Origin of the sequence: Mesorhizobium sp. 131-2-1, assembly GCF_016756535.1 — a bacterium.
Taxonomy (GTDB): Bacteria; Pseudomonadota; Alphaproteobacteria; order Rhizobiales; family Rhizobiaceae; genus Mesorhizobium.
Genome location: NZ_AP023247.1, coordinates 5,618,798 through 5,637,574 on the forward strand (window position 1 = coordinate 5,618,798; position 18,777 = coordinate 5,637,574).

Below are 18,777 nucleotides of genomic sequence, written 5' to 3' on the forward strand. Positions count from 1 at the left end.
GAGGCCCGGCACAGCCGGGCCTCGACTTGTTTCAGCACCACGAGATTGACCTGCATCAACGCGGCGTGGCCCGTCCGGCGGCAAGAGTTGCTCAGGCGGGATTATCGGTCGTGCGCAAATGGAGATGAAGGTGCTGGATCAGACGCAGGTTGAACGGCTGGAAGCGGAGGCGGTCAATTCCGCCAGGATCCGGCAGCCGCTTTATGCCCCGCGCAGGAAGATCTTCCCGAAACGCGCCTCGGGCAGCTTTCGCCGCTTCAAATGGCTGGTGATGGCGATCACGCTGGGCATCTACTACCTGACGCCATGGCTGCGGTGGGATCGCGGCGCGTTCGCGCCCGACCAGGCAGTGCTGCTCGATCTCGCCAACCGTCGTTTCTACTTCTTCTTCATCGAGATATGGCCGCAGGAATTCTACTACGTCGCCGGTCTTCTGATGATGGCCGGCATCGGCCTGTTCCTGATTACATCCACGGTCGGCCGCGCCTGGTGCGGCTATACCTGTCCGCAGACCGTGTGGGTCGACTTGTTTCTCGTCGTGGAGCGGGCGATCGAAGGCGATCGCAACGCGCGCATGAAGCTTGACGCCGGCCCATGGACGGCACGCAAGCTGGTGCTGCGTGCATCGAAGCACGCCATCTGGCTGGTCATAGCCGCAGCAACCGGCGGCGCCTGGATCTTCTATTTCGCCGACGCGCCGACACTGGCCGGTGAAGTCTTCCGGGGCACTTCCGCGCCGGTCGCCTATGTGACCATCCTCGTGCTCACGGCAACCACCTACACATTCGGCGGGCTGATGCGCGAGCAGGTCTGCACCTACATGTGCCCATGGCCGCGTATCCAGGCCGCCATGCTGGATGAGAATTCGCTCACCGTCACCTACAATGACTGGCGCGGCGAGCCCCGCTCGCGCCATGCCAAGAAGGCCATTGCCGCCGGACAGCCAGTTGGCGATTGCGTCGACTGCAATGCCTGTGTCGCCGTCTGCCCGATGGGTATCGACATTCGGGACGGCCAGCAGCTCGAATGCATCACCTGCGCACTCTGCATCGATGCCTGCGACAGCGTGATGGACAAGCTCGGCAGGGAGCGCGGGCTGATCTCCTATGCGACATTGTCCGACTACAATGCCAATATGGCTGTGGCCACCGCGGGCGGTTCACGCCCGGTAGATCCCTCGCTGGTGCGAACTGCCGACGGCACCTTTTCGGAGAAGTTGGCGCATTTCCACATTCGCAAGATCTTCCGTCTGCGCACCTTCATCTATCTGGGCGCATGGTCGGCCGTCGGGCTCGCGTTGCTCTATTCGCTGCTGACCCGCGAGCGCCTGGAGCTCAACGTCCTGCACGACCGCAATCCGCAATTCGTGACGCTTTCCGACGGCTCGATCCGCAACGGCTACACCGTCAAGCTGCTCAACATGATCCCCGAGCCGAGGACGATCGTTGTCACCTTGCAAGGCCTGCCGGGCGCCGAGATGAGCGCGGTCGGCATCGAGCTTCCCCCCTCCCGCTCTTTCGCGACCCTGGCCGATCCCGACCGGCTGAAGACCCTGAAGGTTTTCGTACGCCAGCCAGCCGACCAGATCGAGGGCGCCGCGCAGAGCTTCAAGTTCCTGATCGAGGACAAGGCCGGCCTCGAATCCGCCGAATACACGGCCACGTTCAATGCACCGGAGACCGCCAGATGAGCGCCCATTCGCAGAAATCCCGCGAATTCACCGGCCGGCACATGCTGTTCACCATTCTCGGTTTCTTCGGCGTGGTCATCGGCGTCAATCTGACTATGGCGACGCTTGCCAGCAAGAGTTGGACCGGGCTCGTCGTCGAAAACACCTATGTGGCGAGCCAACAGTTCAACCGGAAGGCAGAAGAAGGCCGCGCGCAGGCTGCGCTTGGCTGGACCGGCAAACTGACGATCGCATGGGGCGAGGTCCGCTACCGCCTCAGCGACGCAGCCGGCAAGCCTGTTCTCCTGCACGCGGTGAAAGTTCTGTTTCGCCACCCCGCCTACGAGGCAGAGGACAGGTCCGTCACTCTGGCCGCTGCCGCGGGTCAGGAATTTGCCGCGCAGCACACGCCGAGAGATGGCGTCTGGATCGTCGAAGTCGATGCCGATGCCGGTCTCGCGGAACCCTATCGCGATGTCCGTAGAATCACGATTTCCCATGGAGCACTGCAATGAGCTGCTGCGCGCCGGGCGCCGAAATGGCGCTGGATCTCGATGGTGTCACCTTGGCCCTGCCATCAAGCCAGGAAATTCGGTTGGCGAGCCGCTTGCTTGGCGGGGACCTGCACCAAACCGATCTCTCGGTACCGGCGGTGCATTGCGCAGCCTGCATTCAGACGATCGAGACGGCGCTCGAAAAGCTCGAGCATGTCGAGGGCGCACGGGTCAACCTGTCGACAAAACGTGTTTCGATCCGCTGGCTTGGCGATGAGGTTCCGCCATTCGTCGCCACGCTTGGACGACTGGGCTATGACGCGCACCTGTTCGATCCGGAGTCTGACGGGAAGGACAAGACGCTCTCGGAACTGATCCGCGCCGTCGCGGTCGCCGGCTTTGCGGCCGGCAACATCATGCTGCTTTCGGTCTCGGTCTGGTCCGGCGCGGAAGGCGCGACCCGCGACCTATTCCATTGGGTTTCGGCGCTGATCGCCATCCCGGCGCTCGCCTTCGCCGGCGGCATCTATTTCCGCTCGGCATGGAATGCGCTGCGCCACGGTCGCATGAACATGGATGTGCCTATAGCGGTCGGTGTCTCGCTCGCCTATGCCATGAGCCTCTACGAGACAATCACGCACGGCGAGCACGCCTATTTCGATGCGTCGGTGTCCTTGCTGTTCTTCCTTCTGATCGGCCGCACGCTGGATCACGTGATGCGGGAGCGCGCACGGACCGCGGTGAACGGCCTGGCGCAGTTGGCGGCGCGCGGCGCCATGGTGCTGCGAGGTGACGGCACACGCGACTACCTGCCCGTCGGCGAGATCGAACCCGGCATGCAACTGCTCATCGCGGCCGGCGAGCGGATTCCGGTCGATGGCAATATCCTCGGCGGAATCTCTGATCTCGACTGCTCGCTGGTATCCGGGGAAAGCACGCCCCGGACCGTGGGCTCGGGAGCGCACGTTCAGGCCGGCACGCTCAATCTCACGGGTCCGCTGACCATGCAGGCGACGGCTACGGCGAAGGATTCTTTCCTGGCCGAGATGGTCCGGCTCATGGAGGCCGCGGAGGGTGGCCGATCGCAGTATCGCAGGATCGCCGACCGGGTCTCTGCCCTCTACGCACCTGTGGTTCATCTCGCGGCCTTGCTGACATTCCTCGGCTGGATGGTCGCGTCCGGCGACTGGCACCTGGCAATGACGATCGCGATCGCCGTTCTCATCATCACTTGCCCTTGCGCGCTCGGGCTCGCCGTACCGATCGTGCAGGTGGTCGCGGCGCGGCGCCTGTTCGAGGCCGGCGTCATGGTCAAGGACGGTTCGGCCATGGAACGGCTGGCCGCGATCGACACGGCGGTGTTCGACAAGACCGGGACGCTCACGCTCGGACAGCCAAGGCTGGTCAACGCGCCGTCCATCGACCCGACCATGCTGGCGATCGCAGCCGACATGGCCGCGCATTCGCGCCATCCGTTCTCGAAGGCCATAGCCGTTTTCGCGGGTTTTTCCGGTCAACTCAGGCTCGGGTCCGTCAGCGAACACCCAGGCTTCGGCATCGAGGCCGTCACTGAGGGGAATACCTGGCGTCTCGGCCGGCGCGGATGGGCTGGGTGGAAGGCGCGGACCGGCGGCGAAGGCAAATCTGGCGGCTTTGGCGGAACGGTGCTCTCGAAGAACGGGGCGATCGTCGCCGCCTTCACGTTCGAGGATGCTGCGCGCGCCGACGCCAAGGTGGCAGTCGGGCAATTGCGGGATGCAGGCATCTCCGTCGAGATGTTGTCCGGCGATACCGCCAATGCCTGCGGCGAAGTCGCCAGGACCTTGGGAATCGACGATTTCGTCCCCGCGCTGCTGCCCTCCGGCAAGGTTGAACGGATCGAGGCACTGTCCAGGCAGGGCCACAAGGTCCTGATGGTGGGCGATGGGCTGAACGACACGCCGGCGCTCGGCGCGGCGCATGTCTCGATGGCCCCGGCGACCGCGGCCGATGTGGGTCGCAATGCCGCCGATTTCGTCTTCCTGCGCGAAAGCCTCCTGGCTGTGCCTTTGGCAGTGGACATTTCGCGCAAGGCGGGCCGGCTGATCCGGCAGAACATCACAATTGCGATCGTCTACAACGCGTTTGCGGTGCCGATCGCCATATCGGGGCATGTGACGCCCCTCATCGCTGCGGTCGCGATGTCCGCCTCGTCGCTGCTCGTGATCGGCAACGCCCTGCGGCTTCAAGGATCCGCGACACGTTCATCGGCTGAAATCGCTCCGCCAGATCGGCGCGCGCGCCCCGGCATGCTGGTTCAACCCTCATGACGACGCTCGTCTACCTCATCCCGGTAGCGCTGTTCCTCGGTGCGCTGGGGCTGACCGGTTTCCTTTGGGCGCTGAGAAGCGGCCAGTACGAGGATCTTGATGGAGCGGCGGAGCGCATTCTGATCGATCGGGATGAGCCGCCGAAGTGACTGCGCCGCCCCTTTGAAATGACGCAGGTCAATGACCGGATCGCTCAACCGTCCGACAATGGGCCCGGCATCCGACAAAGGGCCGGTTGGAAATAAGGAGGCAGCAATGCAGGCCGAAGCCATAATGACCACGCCGGTCGTCACCGTAGGTCCGGGCGCTTCGATCGCCGATGCGGCCGAACTTATGCTTGCCAGGAAGATCGGCTGTCTGCCGGTCGTCCGCGATGACGGAACAGTGGCAGGCATCATCAGCGAGGGCGATTTCCTGCGCCGTCAGGAGCTCGGCACCCAGCGCGTTCGTCCTCGCTGGCTGGAGTTTGTCGTCGGCCCCGGCAAGATGGCCAGCGAATATGTCCTCGCGAACGGACGTCGAGTCGACGAGGTGATGACAGGTCAGGTCGTGTCGGCGCCGCCGAGTGCCTCGCTCGCAGAAATTGTCGGGTTGATGGCAGGGAACAAGATCAAGAATGTGCCGATCGTCCGGGCAGGAAAGCTCGTCGGCATCGTCACGCGGACGGACCTGCTGCGCGCACTGTTGCGCGTCCTGCCGAAATCGGGCGCGACGACGGATGCTGACGATTCCATCCGCAAGAACGTCCTGGCGGAGCTCAAAGGCCAAGTCTGGATCAACGGGGGCTTGATCGGGGTAAGTGTCGATCGAGGAACTGTCGAGCTGAGCGGCGCGATCTTTGACGAGCGTCAGCGGAAGGCGGCCGTGGTTGCAGCGGAGAACGTTGCAGGCGTCAAGGCTGTCAAGGACAGCCTGTTCTGCGCGGGACCATTGTCGGTCGTGCTTGTGTCCTAGTTGGTCTGACAGAAGTCGGTAGCACGCGACAGCGACCAACCTCAGGTCGCGATCAGTGGTATCAATGGTCGAAGCAGCAGCATGGCGAAGGCAATGAGCGCCGTGCCCGCTACCCTGTCTGTTATTCTTCCGTCTTCGCCAAGCCGACTACCGAGCAGAAGCCACACCGATCCCGTGGCAGCCGTGATCATCAAGAGCACAATCCAGAATATCGCCAGCGCCCGCGGTCCGGCGTCTGTCGGTACGATTGCCAGGCAATAGATAAACGCCTTCGGATTGAGGGCACTGGTTGCCAGGACGGAAATGGCGCCACCATCCTTGGTGGTGTTGATCCGGGCACTGGTTATCAGGCGCAGGCCAAGGACGACGAGCCATGCCGCCGCGACCAGCTTGAGTGCCAGGATGGCACCGGGCGGCATCCAGGGACGCAGCGAAAACCAGCAGGCGGCGGCGATTCCGTATCCGCATGCCTGCGCGATCAAAAGCGGGACCGCCTTCTCTCGCTTGACCGCCCCTGCCATCAAAAGGGCATTGGTTGGCCCTGGCGCGACAAAGAGCAGAAATGCTTCCAGGAAAAATAGAGTGTCCAAGACTGCCTGGTCCCGTGAGTGCAAATCCATCAACTGCAAAAGCTCGGTTCGACGCAGTGCCTGAGGTCAAACGCCGGCGGCAAAACGGCATTCGCAGACCTCTCCAATGAGCGCAAGCCATGGGACGCTGCATGCGTCAGCCAAGCTCGTGCCAGGCGCCGAAAGCACTATCGCTGGCCAGCCGCATGCTGCAGTCGTGCGATCAGGTCGCGGTTGCGGCAGTAGTCTGGCGGTTCGTCGGCTTGCAGGTGTTGGTCAAGCCAGGTCGAGCACTCATCCTGGTGCCCGCAGGAGCGGCAGCGATCCACCGCCCGATTGGTAACGGCGGCATGGTCCGCGACGACCTTCAACTGCCTGTCGACGCCGAGCTTCTGCATCATGCGCCCCATCAGGGCAGTCCTGGCGTCTACTGAAATCAGATAGTCGAGAAAGGTCATTGGGATCACTCCTGTTTCCCAACCATCTTTGCCATGCTGGGGGCCGCCGCCTTGATCTTGGTCAACAGGCAACTCCGCTCGGGCGGATCATTCCGGCCGGCGGTCAATACGACATGAAGCGATGGATGCCGTTGCTCTCGATCAGCGAGCGAGTGACGCCGCCGAAGGCCCATTCCCGCAGGCGGCTGTGGCCGTAGGCGCCGGAGACAATCAGGTCGGCTTGGATCGAGTGCGCGAATGCCAGCAGCCGGTCGCCGTCAGCCTCGTCGGGTATCAGTTCAGTCCGGGCCGTGACGCCATGATGTTCGAGATAAGCCGCGATATCGGCGAGACTGTCGCGGATGCTTTCATGACGGTTGGTATCCATCGTGACGACTACGACTTTGTTGGCGCCGGCAAGGAACGGCAACGCATCGGCGATCGCCCGTCGCGCCTCCCTGGTGTCCTTCCAGGCGACCAGCACGGTCTTTGCCATGACATGTTCGGCATTGCTCGCGGCGACGAGGACGGGCCGGCCTGCGCCGAGCGCCAGGCTCCCGATGTCGACGGCGCGGTAAACATTTTCGCCGCCTTCGCCGCCGGTGACGATAAGGTCGGCCGCGCGGGAGGACTCGCTGAGGAAGCGTGTGGGACTACACACCGCCTGCCCCCATTCGCTGCTGACCGATGCCGGAACCAGCCTCTCGAACTCGGCCCTGAGTTCGGCAAGCCGCTTTTCGATTTCGGTTCGCTGGATCTGCATGATCTCCCCCTCGTAGACCAGACCGTTGCCGGTCGCGACGAGGGGCGGAACATCGGCAGCCGCCAGGCCAACAAGGTGCGCTCCGAAACGCTCGGCCAGTTCGACCCCCAACTTCACCATGGGCGCGGGCGGCGCATCTATCGCAAGATTTGCAATGATTGACTTATAAGACATGCAAGGCACCTTTCAGAACTCGCCGGATGCCTGCACAATTGCATTTCGCCGGCGCCTGATGCCTTGATGCGAGTCAAAAGCACCGCCGTTTTCGTTCTGAGAACTTTGCCTCGACTGGTTTTGCGCAAGCGGCCAGGAGTGATAATTAGCCCTTCTTGCAAGCGTGGCCGAACCCAAGGACCCCAGGTGAGCCAAAACGAAGCGCCTATTTTGCCGGTCGGCGGGACGAAGCTGAAATCCGTCTTGTCACAGATGTTCGAGCAGGCTCCCGGCTTCATGGCCCTCATGCGTGAACCGGACCATGTCTTCGAACTGACCAATGCCGCCTACCAACGCCTGATCGACCACAGGCAGGTGATTGGCAAGCCGATGCGCGAGGCGCTTCCCGAGCTCGAAGGTCAAGGTTTTTTCGAATGGCTTGACGAGGTGTCCAAGACCGGCGAGCCGTACAGAGGCCAAGGCGTCAAAGTTGCCCTTCTCAACAGGACCGATGAGCCGGCAGAAGAGCGCATCCTCGATTTCGTCTACCAGCCGATCAAGGATGACAATGGCCGCGTCACTGCGATCTTCGTCGAAGGCACGGATGTCAGCGACCTCTCCTTTGCGAATGCCGCACTTCGACTGCGTGAGGACCATCTGCGCTCGATCCTGGCAACGGTGCCAGATGCAATGGTCGTCATCGATGAGCAAGGCCGCATTCAATCCTTCAGCACAGCCGCCGAGACATTGTTCGGCTACGCATCGAGCGAAGTCATAGGCCAGAATGTCAGCCTGCTGATGCCGGCACCCTACCGCGACGAGCATGACGCCTACCTGCACCGCTATCTGGCGACCGGAGAGCGCCGGATCATAGGACTTGGCCGCACCGTCACGGGAATGCGCAAGGATGGTTCGACCTTTCCCATGGAGCTTTCCGTTGGCGAGATGCATCCAGGAACCGGACGCTTCTTTACCGGCTTCTGCCGCGACCTGACCGAGCGTCACCGGGCGGAAGCAAGAATACAGGAGCAGCAGCGGGAACTGCTCCACATGGCGCGGTTTACCGCGCTTGGCGAAATGGCCTCGACGCTTGCGCATGAGATCAACCAACCACTAACCGCCATCACCAATTACCTAAAGGGCAGCCGCCGGCTGCTTGAAAAAAGTACGGAAGAGAACGCGCCGATGTTGAGGGAGGCTGTCGAAAAGGCAGCGGAACAGGCCTTGCGGGCAGGAAATGTCATCCGACATCTTCGCGACTTCGTCGCAAGAGGTGAAAGCGAGCGCCAGGTCGAGCGCCTGCCGGCGCTGATCGAGGAAGCCTCGTCCCTGGCCCTCGTTGGCGCACGGGAAGCCGATATGCGGGTCAGCTACAAGCTCGATCCGGCAGCCGAACTGGTCCTGACGGACCGCATCCAGATTCAGCAGGTTCTGCTTAACCTGATGCGCAATGCGGTGGAGGCTATGCAGGGCGCGACACGTCGCGAGTTGCATGTCATGACGGTAGCCAGGGACGACGGTATGGCCGAAGTGAGCGTGATCGATACAGGCACGGGCCTTTCGCCCGAGGTGTCCGCCCAGCTTTTCCAGCCTTTCGTCACGACCAAGAAGCAAGGTATGGGTGTAGGCCTCTCCATTTGCCGCACTATCGTCGAATCGCACGGTGGCCATATATGGGCCGAGGCAATGCCATCTGGAGGAACCGCTTTCCGGTTCACCTTGCGAATCGTTGACAGGGAAGAGATCGCCAATGGCCGGGAATGATCTTGTGCATGTGGTCGACGACGACGTCGATGTTCGCAAGTCGCTCGGTTTTCTTCTGGGGACTGCCGATTTTGCCGTGCGCCTGCATGAATCCGCGACAGCCTTCCTGGCTTCAGCCACCGACAATATCGACGGCTGCATCGTGACCGATGTACGCATGCCAGGTATCGACGGCATCGAGTTCCTGCGGCAGTTGAGAGGTCGCGGGCATAGGCTTCCGGTCATTGTCATGACCGGTCATGCCGATGTCGCGCTCGCCGTTCAGGCGATGAAGGAAGGGGCGGCCGATTTCATCGAAAAGCCTTTCGACGACGAGATCTTGATCGACGCAATCCGTTCAGCACTGGGCAATCGCAATCGGGTCGATGCAAGCCACCCGCAATCCGCCGAAATCCGCGGGCGTCTGTCAACGCTTTCGGAGCGGGAGCGGCAGGTGCTGGATGGGCTTGTATCAGGTCTGCCGAACAAGACGATCGCCTATGATCTGGGAATCAGCCCGCGCACGGTCGAAATCCATCGCGCCAATGTCATGAGCAAGATGGCCGCGGGCAGCCTGTCGCATCTGGTTCGCATGGCGCTGATCCTGGATCCCAAGCATTAAGGCGATTGAGGAAACGAATCGCGGATATTTGTCGGCGCCCTCTCCGCTTCCCAGTCACGCCAATGGGTCGGGTGGATGTCGATATATGCGCCGGTCGCGGCGTTTTTCCATCCTTTCCGTGTCTTTATGCAGGGAAATACAAGCGCATGCTCGCCGTCCTCATCGAGGACAGCTAGTTCGAGATCGCGGTCGAACGGAGCGCTTAGGATCGGGTTCCACATCGCCCTAGGATGCGCAAGATGGCGGGCCTCGCCTTGATTTGGATCATTTTCCGAAATCGTTGGATGCGCGAATGCGGGCCAACCCTCTGATGTCGGTCCAGTCGATGAGCGCGGCCAGGGCCGAGGCTGGAGCAAGCGAGGTCTAACGTTTCTCGCCTAGCGCGGCATGTATCCAGCCGATGATGCGACCTTGTCGGCCTGTGACAGGTTCTACGCAGTTTCCCGTAGGGACATAACCGAATTTCGCGCTCCATGGATTCGAGCGATTGCTGTGACAACGGATCAACCGGGAACGCAGCGATGAACGCCTACAACACCGCAAGGATTTCACTGCCATCACAGCCTGCCAATCCGGCCCTGCAGGGGGCATTTGGCTCGGCACCAGTGCAACCGATCAGCTTCTTCCCACCTGGGTCCGAAATCTATGCCCAGGGCGAGAAGGCCGGCGCCTTCTACCAGGTCGAGTTCGGCGCCGTCCGTGTCTACCGCCTGCTTGCCGACGGCCGCCGGCAGATCAGCGCTTTTCACCTGGCCGGAGAGACATTCGGCTTCGAAGCCGGCACCACGCATCATTTCTTCGCTGAAGCGATCAATGCCACCGGCGTCCGCGTCTTCCGCCTCGCCGCCGGGACCGACATGGCACCACAGCTGCTGCCGTTGGCGCTCAAGGGCCTGACAAGAGCACAGGAGCACCTGCTGGTCCTCGGCCGCCAGAACGCCATCGAACGCGTCGCGGCGTTCCTGCTCGACATGGCCGAACGGCAAGGCGGTCTGCGCCAGGTCGAACTGCCCATGTCGCGTGTGGATATCGGCGACTACCTCGGCCTCACCATCGAGACCGTCTCGAGGGTTTTCACCAAGCTGAAGGAGAAGGGCGTCATCCGTCTGCTGAGCCTGCGTTGTGTGGAGATCCTCAAGCAGGACGTGCTTCAGTACATGGGCGAGTGAGCCCTTCCAAGCAAACAACGCAACTTCAATCATATCAAGAGCAGTTCAGCTTTTGATAGAATCGCCGATCCGCTCTAAGTTTTTGTTCTAGGCAATCCCGGACGGAAAACCGCTACGCACTTTTCCTGGTTGATATGCCCCGCCACCGTGTCCAAACCGGAGAGAGGGCAAGAGACCTGCCGAACGTCGCCACTGATGCCGTTTCCTCTACTCCCACTCGATTGTTTTCAACCCAGCTAGGTCATTGATCTAGCTGGGTTTTTTCTTGCTTGCGGCACTGAAAGCCGCCGCATGATCCGTCAAAAAGTTACGCTTCTGATTTTAAAGGGAAAATCGCCGCAAGAAATATTTTCAGGTTTCACCAACTATCGGGGACAATCGGGCGTTTTTTGCACTTTGCGGCGTTCGACCGTACGCCCAAGTCGTCTCGAAAAGTACCGTCACCGCTCCAACTGGGGCGAATGAGCCATGCGGTCTGCGATGCGCTGATTCCGTTCACAGGAAAGCGACGCCACCTGAAGCAAAAGGCGACAGCTTCGCGAAGCTACTCCGCCGCCGCCGCATAAGGCACCGGCACGTAGTTGAGGATCGGCCCAAGCCAGCGCTCGACCTCGGCCAACGGCATCGCCTTGCGGCGCGCATAGTCCTCGACCTGGTCGCGTTCGACCTTGGCGACGCCGAAATAATAGCTTTCGGGATGCGCGAGATAGATGCCGGACACTGACGAGCCAGGCCACATCGCATAGCTCTCTGTGAGGCTCACGCCCGCATTGCGCTCGCCGTCGAGCAACCGGAACAGCGTTGCCTTTTCGGTATGATCGGGCTGCGCCGGATAGCCGGGCGCCGGGCGGATGCCGCGATAGGGTTCGCCGATCAGTTCGTCTGGCGCCAGATTCTCGTTGGGCGTGTAGCCCCAGAATTCCTTGCGCACCTTCTCGTGCATGCGTTCGGCGAAGGCCTCGGCGAAGCGGTCGGCCAGCGCCTTGACCATGATCGACGAATAATCGTCATTTGCCCGCTGGAAACGCTCGGCGATCGCCACTTCCTCGATGCCGGCGGTAACGATGAAGCCGCCGACATAATCGGGCTTGCCGCTTTCCGACGGGGCGACGAAATCCGACAGCGCGACATTGGCTTTGCCGTCGCGCTTGTTCAGCTGCTGGCGCAAGGTGAAGAAGGTCGCCAATTCCTGTGATCGCGCCTCGTCTGTGAACAGCCTGATATCGTCTCCGACGGCGTTGGCCGGCCAGAAGCCGATGACGCCGCGTGGCGCGAACCATTTCTCGGCGATGATCTTCTCCAGTATCGCCTGCGCATCCTCGAACAGTTGGCGCGCCGCTGGTCCCTGCGCCTCGTCTTCGAGGATTTTTGGATAACGCCCCTTCAGCTCCCAGGTCTGGAAGAACGGCGTCCAGTCGATGTAGCGCGCGAGTTCGGCAAGGTCCCAGTTCTCAAAAGCCTTCACGCCTGTGAAGGAAGGTCTCGGCGGCTCATAGCTCGACCAATCGATCCGGTGCGCGTTGGCTCTCGCCTTGGCCAGCGGCAACCGTTGCTTGTCGGCTTCGGAGCGGGCATGCACATCGGCGACCTTCTTGTATTCGGCGCGCACCGCGTCGACATAGCCGCCCTTGGTCTCGTTCGAAAGCAAGGACGAGACCACGCCGACCGCCCGGCTGGCGTCGGTGACGTAGACCGTCTGGCCGCTGGTATAGCGCGGATGGATCTTCACCGCCGTGTGCACGCGGCTGGTCGTCGCGCCGCCGATCAACAGCGGGATGTCGAGGCCCTCGCGCTCCATCTCGGAAGCCATGTGCACCATCTCGTCGAGCGACGGCGTGATGAGACCGGACAGGCCGATGATATCGACTTGTCTCTCGCGTGCCGTCTGCAGGATCTTGGCCGCCGGCACCATGACGCCGAGATCGATAATCTCGTAATTGTTGCAGGCGAGAACGACGCCGACGATGTTCTTGCCGATGTCGTGGACGTCGCCCTTCACCGTCGCCATCAGGATTTTTCCCGCCGCTTGGCGTTCGCCGGTGTCGATGCCGTTGGCGGAGTTCGCCACCTTCTCGGCCTCCATGTGCGGCAGCAATCCCGCCACCGCCTGCTTCATCACGCGCGCCGACTTCACCACTTGCGGCAGGAACATTTTTCCCGCACCGAACAGGTCGCCGACCACGTTCATACCAGCCATCAGGGGACCCTCGATGACATGCAGCGGCCGTTCGGCGGCGCGCCGCGCTTCGTCGGTGTCCGCGTCGATGAATTCAGTGATGCCGTTGACCAGCGCGTGGCTGATCCGCTGTTCGACCGGCAATTCGCGCCAGGCGAGATCGCGTTCCCTGGCTTCCTGGCTCGCCGTGCCCTTGAAGCGTTCGGCGATCTCCAGCATGCGTTCGGTGGCGGTGCCGCCGGCCCTGGGCATGCGGTTGAGGACGACATCCTCGCAGGCCTCGCGCAGCTCCGGTTCGATCGTGTCGTAGACGGCAAGCTGGCCGGCATTGACGATGCCCATATCCATGCCGCGCTGGATGGCATGATAGAGGAACACGGCGTGCATGGCCTCGCGCACCGGCTCGTTGCCGCGGAACGAGAAGGACAGGTTCGACACACCGCCAGAAATATGGACATGCGGCAGCGTGCCAGTGATCTCGCCGGCGGCCTCGATGAAGTCGACGCCGTAGTTGTCATGTTCCTCGATGCCGGTGGCGACGGCGAAGACGTTGGGGTCGAAAACGATGTCCTCGGGCGGGAAGCCGGCCTGTTCGGTGAGGAGTTTGTAGGCGCGGGTGCAGATCTCGATCTTGCGCGCCTTGGTGTCGGCCTGGCCGGCCTCGTCGAAGGCCATGACGACCACCGCCGCGCCGTAGGCGCGCACCAGCCTGGCATGATGCAGGAAGGCTTCCTCACCTTCCTTCATCGAGATGGAGTTGACCAGCGGCTTGCCCTGCACGCATTTGAGGCCGGCCTCGATGATCTCCCATTTCGAACTGTCGACCATCACGGGGACACGGGCGATATCCGGTTCGGCAGCGATCAGGTTGAGATAACAGACCATCGCCTTCGTCGAATCGATCAGCCCCTCGTCCATGTTGATGTCGATGATCTGGGCGCCGTTGGCGACCTGGTCGCGTGCCACGTCGAGCGCTGCGACATAGTCGCCCGCCGTGATCAGCTTGCGGAACTTGGCCGACCCCGTGACATTGGTCCGCTCACCGACATTGACGAAGGGAATCTCGTCGGTCAGCGTGAACGGCTCCAGCCCGGACAGGCGCATCTTCGGCTCGATGTCGGGGATGGCGCGCGGCGGATACTTCTTTACCGCCTCGGCGATGGCACGGATATGATCCGGCGTCGAGCCACAGCAGCCGCCGACGACATTGACCAGCCCCTCGCGTGCGAAATCCTCGATCTGCGCGGCCATGTATTCCGGGCTCTCGTCATATCGGCCGAATTCATTGGGCAGGCCTGCATTCGGATAGGCGCAGGTGAAAGTGTTGGCGACGTCCGAAATCTCGGCCAGATGCGCGCGCATGGCCTTGGCGCCGAGCGCGCAGTTGAGGCCGATGGTGAACGGGCTGGCGTGACGCACAGAATGCCAGAAGGCGGTCGGCGTCTGGCCGGACAGCGTGCGGCCGGACAGGTCGGTGATCGTGCCGGAGATCATCACCGGCAGGTGCACGCCTTTCTCGATAAAGATCTCGTTGCAGGCGAAGATCGCCGCCTTGGCGTTCAGCGTGTCGAAGATGGTCTCGATCAGGATGATGTCGACGCCGCCGTCGATCAACCCGCGCAACTGTTCGCCATAGGCGAGGCGCAGATCGTCGAAAGTCACGGCGCGATAGCCTGGGTTGTTGACGTCAGGCGACATCGACGCCGTGCGATTGGTCGGCCCTAGCGCACCGGCAACGAAACGGCGTTTGCCGTCTTCCCGCTGTGCTCTCAGCGCGGCACGGCGCACCAGCCGCGCTCCGTCGCGGTTCAGCGCATAGACGGCATCCTCCATTCCGTAATCAGCCTGGGCGATCGAGGTCGAGGAGAAGGTGTTGGTCTCGAGGATATCGGCGCCTGCGATGGCGTACTGATAGTGGATTTCCTCGATCGCCCCGGGCTGGGTCAGGATCAAAAGGTCGTTGTTGCCTTGCTGGTGGCAGGGGCAGCCGGCGAAGGCCTCGCCGCGAAACTGGCTCTCGTCGAAACCCAGACCCTGGATCTGCGTGCCCATGGCGCCGTCAAGGATGAGGATGCGTTCGTGCGCTGCTGCGGTCAGCGCAGCAACCACTTCGGAACCGTCGGGCTTTGCCGCGGCGGGGCCGAACAGGTCATCCAGCGATGAGGAGCTTTGCGACATTTTTCATCCTCAAGACGACAGCCGCATCCAAGGCACATAAAGACATCTTTATGTCAACATACGCCCTCTAAGACCTTCTGTCACCCCAGTGCGCGTCGGTTTCACCCAGTCAAGTGGCCTTCGCCGGCTTTCATTGTCTGCAACTCCATATACCTGGACGAAGCGCGTATCACCTCCCTGAAGCCGCGGATTATCACGTTCGATTAGGATAACCACATACTGGACCGCCTGAGCTACTCCGTCGATCTCGACGCAGATGGCCGTTACGCTTTCTCCATCCTTCGCTTGACAAGATAGCGCGAGCCCGTTCAACTTGAGGCATTCACCAGGGGAGTCCCGGCAAGGGGCTGAGATACTGCTGGCTTTCGCGGCGCAGTGACCCGTTGAACCTGATCCAGTTCATACTGGCGTAGGGACGGTGCAAGCGCTTTGCGGGAGTTCATGCCCGAGGTCCTGTTTTGGCAGGACGACCAAAGCGTCTTTTCATCCTTCCGGCACAGAACTGGGTCTCCAATGCACGAGCAAAGGAGCCTCAAGATGAATGCCCTCACCCCCGCCGTTTCGACGGGACCGCTGCCCGCCTCACGCAAGATCCACAAGCAAGGCACCCTCCACCCGCAGATCAGGGTGCCGATGCGCGAGATCTCCGTCCATCCGACCGCCGGCGAACCGCCCGTCACCGTCTACGATCCGTCGGGGCCCTACACCGACCCGACTATCGACACCAGCATCGAAAAGGGCCTCGCCCGGCATCGCCAGGAATGGGTCATCGCCCGCGGCGATGTCGAGGCCTATGACGGCCGCTATGTCCGGCCGGAGGACAATGGGTTCGCGACGGGCGAGCGCCTGACGCCGGAATTTCCCGTTCGCAACCAGCCGCTCAGGGCCAAAGCGGGCAAGGCGGTGACCCAGCTTGCCTATGCGCGCGCCGGCATCGTCACGCCCGAAATGGAGTTCGTCGCGATCCGCGAGAATCTGGGCCGCGAGATGCTGCGCGGCAAGATTGAGCGCGACGGCGAGGCCTTCGGCGCGGCGATCCCCGACTTCGTCACCCCGGAATTCGTGCGTGACGAAGTGGCGCGCGGGCGGGCGATCATTCCCGCCAACATCAATCATCCCGAGAGCGAGCCAATGATCATCGGCCGCAATTTCCTGGTCAAGATCAACGCCAATATCGGCAACTCCGCCGTCACTTCGTCGATGGCCGAAGAGGTCGAGAAGATGGTGTGGGCGATCCGCTGGGGCGCCGATACGGTGATGGACCTGTCGACGGGCCGCAACATTCACAACATCCGCGAATGGATCGTGCGCAATGCGCCGGTGCCGATCGGCACGGTGCCGCTTTACCAGGCGCTGGAAAAGGTCGGCGGCATCGCCGAGGACCTGACCTGGGAGGTCTATCGCGACACGCTGATCGAACAGGCCGAACAGGGCGTCGACTATTTCACCATCCACGCCGGCGTGCGGCTGCACTACATCCCGCTGACCGTCGACCGGGTGACTGGGATCGTCTCGCGCGGCGGCTCGATCATGGCCAAATGGTGCCTGCACCATCACCGGGAGAGCTTCCTCTACGAGCACTTCGCCGAGATCTGCGACATCTGTCGCGCTTACGACGTGTCGTTCTCGCTCGGCGACGGGCTTCGTCCGGGCTCGATCGCCGACGCCAACGACGCGGCGCAGTTCGCGGAGTTGGAAACGCTCGGAGAGCTGACGCAGATCGCCTGGGCCAAGGACTGCCAGGTGATGATCGAGGGGCCCGGGCATGTGCCGATGCACAAGATCAAGCAGAACATGGACAAGCAGCTCGCCGTCTGCGGCGAGGCGCCGTTCTATACGCTTGGACCGCTCACCACCGACATCGCGCCGGGCTACGACCACATCACCTCAGGCATAGGCGCGGCGATGATCGGCTGGTTCGGCACGGCCATGCTCTGCTATGTCACGCCCAAGGAGCATCTCGGCCTTCCCGACCGCAATGACGTCAAGACCGGCGTGATCACCTACAAGATCGCGGCGCATGCCGCCGACCTGGCGAAGGGACACCCGGCGGCGAAAGTCAGGGATGATGCCCTTTCCCGCGCGCGCTTCGAGTTCCGCTGGGAGGACCAGTTCAACCTGTCGCTCGATCCCGAGACCGCGCGTTCCTTCCATGACCAGACTCTGCCCAAGGAGGCGCACAAGGTGGCGCATTTCTGCTCGATGTGCGGGCCGAAATTCTGCTCCATGCGCATTTCTCACGACATCCGCGCCGAGGCCCAAAAGGAGGGCATGGCGGCGATGGCGGAGAAATATCGTGCAGGCGGCGACCTCTACATGCCGGCGGATGAGGCCGGCAAAACGCTTACGCCGGTGGAGGCAAATGAGCCGTCATGAAGGTCCTGGTCAAAGGGGCCGGCGTCGCCGGCCTCACCGCCGCCTTCGAGCTCGCCACCCGTGGCGCGACCGTGACTGTTGCCGAGACACGGCATAGCCTCGGCGGCAACGCGTCCTGGTTCGCCGGTGGCATGCTGGCGCCATGGTGCGAGCGTGAAAGCGCCGAGCAGCCGGTACTGGATCTCGGACGCGATGCCGCCGACTGGTGGGATGCGGCGACGCCCGGCCAGGTGACGCGGGCCGGAACACTGGTCGTGGCGGCACCGCGCGATGCAGGCGAACTCGACCGCTTCGCCAGCCGTACCTCGGGGCATCGGCGCGTCGATGAGGATGAGATTGCGTTGCTGGAGCCCGACCTCGCCGGCCGCTTCCGCCGCGGGTTGCTCTTCCCCGATGAAGCCCATCTCGACCCGCGCGAGGCGATGGCGGCGCTTCATGACAGGCTCGCGGCCATGGGGGTCGAATTCCGCTTCGGTGTCGACGCCAGTCAGGTCTCCGGTTTCGATCGTCAGATCGACTGCACGGGGATGGCGGCAGTCGACGACAGGCTGCGCGGCGTACGCGGCGAGATGCTGATCCTGCGCACGCGCGACGTCTCGCTGTCGCGCCCGGTACGGCTGCTGCATCCGCGCTTTCCGCTCTATCTGGTGCCGCGCGCTGAGCACTGTTTCATGGTCGGCGCAACGATGATCGAAAGCCAATCCGGAGGACCGGTCACGGTTCGCTCAATGATGGAGTTGCTCAGCGCTGCCTGCGCCGTCCATCCGGCGTTCGGCGAGGCGGGTATCATTGAGACCGGCGTCGGCATTCGCCCGGCCTTTTCCGACAATCTACCGCGTGTCGAGGCGCGTGGAGACACCATCGCTATCAACGGCCTCTATCGTCATGGCTTTCTGCTTGCGCCCGCCATGGCGCGCCAGGCGGCCGAAATTATCTTCCGTCACGACGAACCCGTGGAGCTCGTCCATGAAATTGACCGTAAACGGCGAAGCGCATGAGGTTGCCCCCAGCACGCTGGCAGAGCTGCTTGCAGCGCTCGACTATGAGGGCGATTGGCTGGCGACGGCCGTCAACAGCGACCTCGTGCACAAGGCCAGGCGGGCGGAATTCCAGTTGAGCGACGGCGACCGGATCGAAATCCTCTCGCCGATGCAGGGAGGCTAGC

General features: G+C 62.4%; 15 protein-coding genes, 1 pseudogene and 1 riboswitch. Of the genes and pseudogenes, 12 read left to right on the forward strand and 4 right to left on the reverse strand.

Translation table 11 applies throughout. The annotated features are described in order from the left end of the window. Window positions 1–124 precede the first annotated feature (124 nt). The 5 genes from ccoG (at window position 125) to JG743_RS27235 (ending at window position 5,426) form a co-directional block, all read left to right on the forward strand. Entirely contained in the window at window positions 125–1,690 is a 1,566-nt protein-coding gene (gene ccoG, locus JG743_RS27215; RefSeq protein WP_446720877.1) for a cytochrome c oxidase accessory protein CcoG, read from the forward strand. Beyond that, a complete protein-coding gene (locus tag JG743_RS27220; protein ID WP_202294690.1) occupies window positions 1,687–2,184 on the forward strand; it encodes a FixH family protein in 498 nt (165 codons plus the stop codon). The genes ccoG and JG743_RS27220 overlap by 4 nt, the downstream gene beginning before the upstream one ends. Next, a complete protein-coding gene (locus tag JG743_RS27225) occupies window positions 2,181–4,472 on the forward strand; it encodes a cation-translocating P-type ATPase (RefSeq protein ID WP_202294693.1) in 2,292 nt (763 codons plus the stop codon). The genes JG743_RS27220 and JG743_RS27225 overlap by 4 nt, the downstream gene beginning before the upstream one ends. Continuing rightward, window positions 4,469–4,621, forward strand: a complete 153-nt coding sequence (gene ccoS / locus JG743_RS27230) for a cbb3-type cytochrome oxidase assembly protein CcoS (RefSeq protein WP_202294696.1) — start codon at window positions 4,469–4,471, stop codon at window positions 4,619–4,621. Before JG743_RS27225 ends, ccoS begins: the two co-directional genes overlap by 4 nt. 106 nt (window positions 4,622–4,727) lie before the next feature. Beyond that, a complete protein-coding gene (locus tag JG743_RS27235; RefSeq protein WP_202294699.1) occupies window positions 4,728–5,426 on the forward strand; it encodes a CBS domain-containing protein in 699 nt (232 codons plus the stop codon). A 41-nt stretch (window positions 5,427–5,467) separates the two neighbouring features. On the opposite strand, the gene JG743_RS27240 is transcribed toward JG743_RS27235, so the two are convergent. The 3 genes from JG743_RS27240 to JG743_RS27250 all read right to left on the reverse strand — a co-directional run bounded on the left by JG743_RS27240 (window position 5,468) and on the right by JG743_RS27250 (window position 7,369). Then, complete coding sequence (locus JG743_RS27240; RefSeq protein WP_202294702.1) at window positions 5,468–6,016, reverse strand: hypothetical protein; 549 nt, start codon at window positions 6,014–6,016, stop codon at window positions 5,468–5,470. A gap of 167 nt (window positions 6,017–6,183) precedes the next feature. Beyond that, window positions 6,184–6,453 (reverse strand): DUF6455 family protein, encoded by a 270-nt coding sequence (locus tag JG743_RS27245; protein WP_202294705.1) that lies wholly within the window; start codon window positions 6,451–6,453, stop codon window positions 6,184–6,186. A 103-nt stretch (window positions 6,454–6,556) separates the two neighbouring features. Further along, complete coding sequence (locus JG743_RS27250; RefSeq protein WP_202303019.1) at window positions 6,557–7,369, reverse strand: universal stress protein; 813 nt, start codon at window positions 7,367–7,369, stop codon at window positions 6,557–6,559. A gap of 252 nt (window positions 7,370–7,621) precedes the next feature. Here JG743_RS27250 and JG743_RS27255 point away from each other — a divergent pair, with 252 nt between their 5' ends. The 3 genes from JG743_RS27255 to JG743_RS27265 all read left to right on the forward strand — a co-directional run bounded on the left by JG743_RS27255 (window position 7,622) and on the right by JG743_RS27265 (window position 10,882). Beyond that, window positions 7,622–9,112: a PAS domain S-box protein gene (locus tag JG743_RS27255; RefSeq protein ID WP_446720918.1), complete on the forward strand. Its 1,491-nt coding sequence runs from the start codon at window positions 7,622–7,624 to the stop codon at window positions 9,110–9,112. Beyond that, window positions 9,099–9,713 (forward strand): response regulator FixJ, encoded by a 615-nt coding sequence (gene fixJ, locus JG743_RS27260; protein ID WP_202294712.1) that lies wholly within the window; start codon window positions 9,099–9,101, stop codon window positions 9,711–9,713. Before JG743_RS27255 ends, fixJ begins: the two co-directional genes overlap by 14 nt. A gap of 521 nt (window positions 9,714–10,234) precedes the next feature. Then, complete coding sequence (locus JG743_RS27265; RefSeq protein ID WP_202294715.1) at window positions 10,235–10,882, forward strand: helix-turn-helix domain-containing protein; 648 nt, start codon at window positions 10,235–10,237, stop codon at window positions 10,880–10,882. Window positions 10,883–11,426: 544 nt separating this feature from the next. On the opposite strand, the gene metH is transcribed toward JG743_RS27265, so the two are convergent. Further along, entirely contained in the window at window positions 11,427–15,236 is a 3,810-nt protein-coding gene (gene metH / locus JG743_RS27270; RefSeq protein WP_202294718.1) for a methionine synthase, read from the reverse strand. Window positions 15,237–15,353: 117 nt separating this feature from the next. Here metH and JG743_RS34680 point away from each other — a divergent pair. The 4 genes and pseudogenes from JG743_RS34680 to thiS all read left to right on the forward strand — a co-directional run. After that, window positions 15,354–15,533: pseudogene (locus JG743_RS34680) on the forward strand (aspartate 1-decarboxylase); the annotation flags it as partial. Between the two features lie 20 nt (window positions 15,534–15,553). Beyond that, window positions 15,554–15,670, forward strand: a riboswitch (TPP riboswitch). 103 nt (window positions 15,671–15,773) lie between these two features. Next, window positions 15,774–17,612, forward strand: a complete 1,839-nt coding sequence (thiC, locus tag JG743_RS27275; RefSeq protein WP_202294721.1) for a phosphomethylpyrimidine synthase ThiC — start codon at window positions 15,774–15,776, stop codon at window positions 17,610–17,612. Next, window positions 17,609–18,610, forward strand: a complete 1,002-nt coding sequence (gene thiO, locus JG743_RS27280) for a glycine oxidase ThiO (protein ID WP_202294724.1) — start codon at window positions 17,609–17,611, stop codon at window positions 18,608–18,610. Before thiC ends, thiO begins: the two co-directional genes overlap by 4 nt. Continuing rightward, window positions 18,579–18,776, forward strand: coding sequence for a sulfur carrier protein ThiS (gene thiS / locus JG743_RS27285; protein ID WP_202294727.1), 198 nt, complete (start codon window positions 18,579–18,581; stop codon window positions 18,774–18,776). Before thiO ends, thiS begins: the two co-directional genes overlap by 32 nt. Window position 18,777 lies beyond the last annotated feature (1 nt).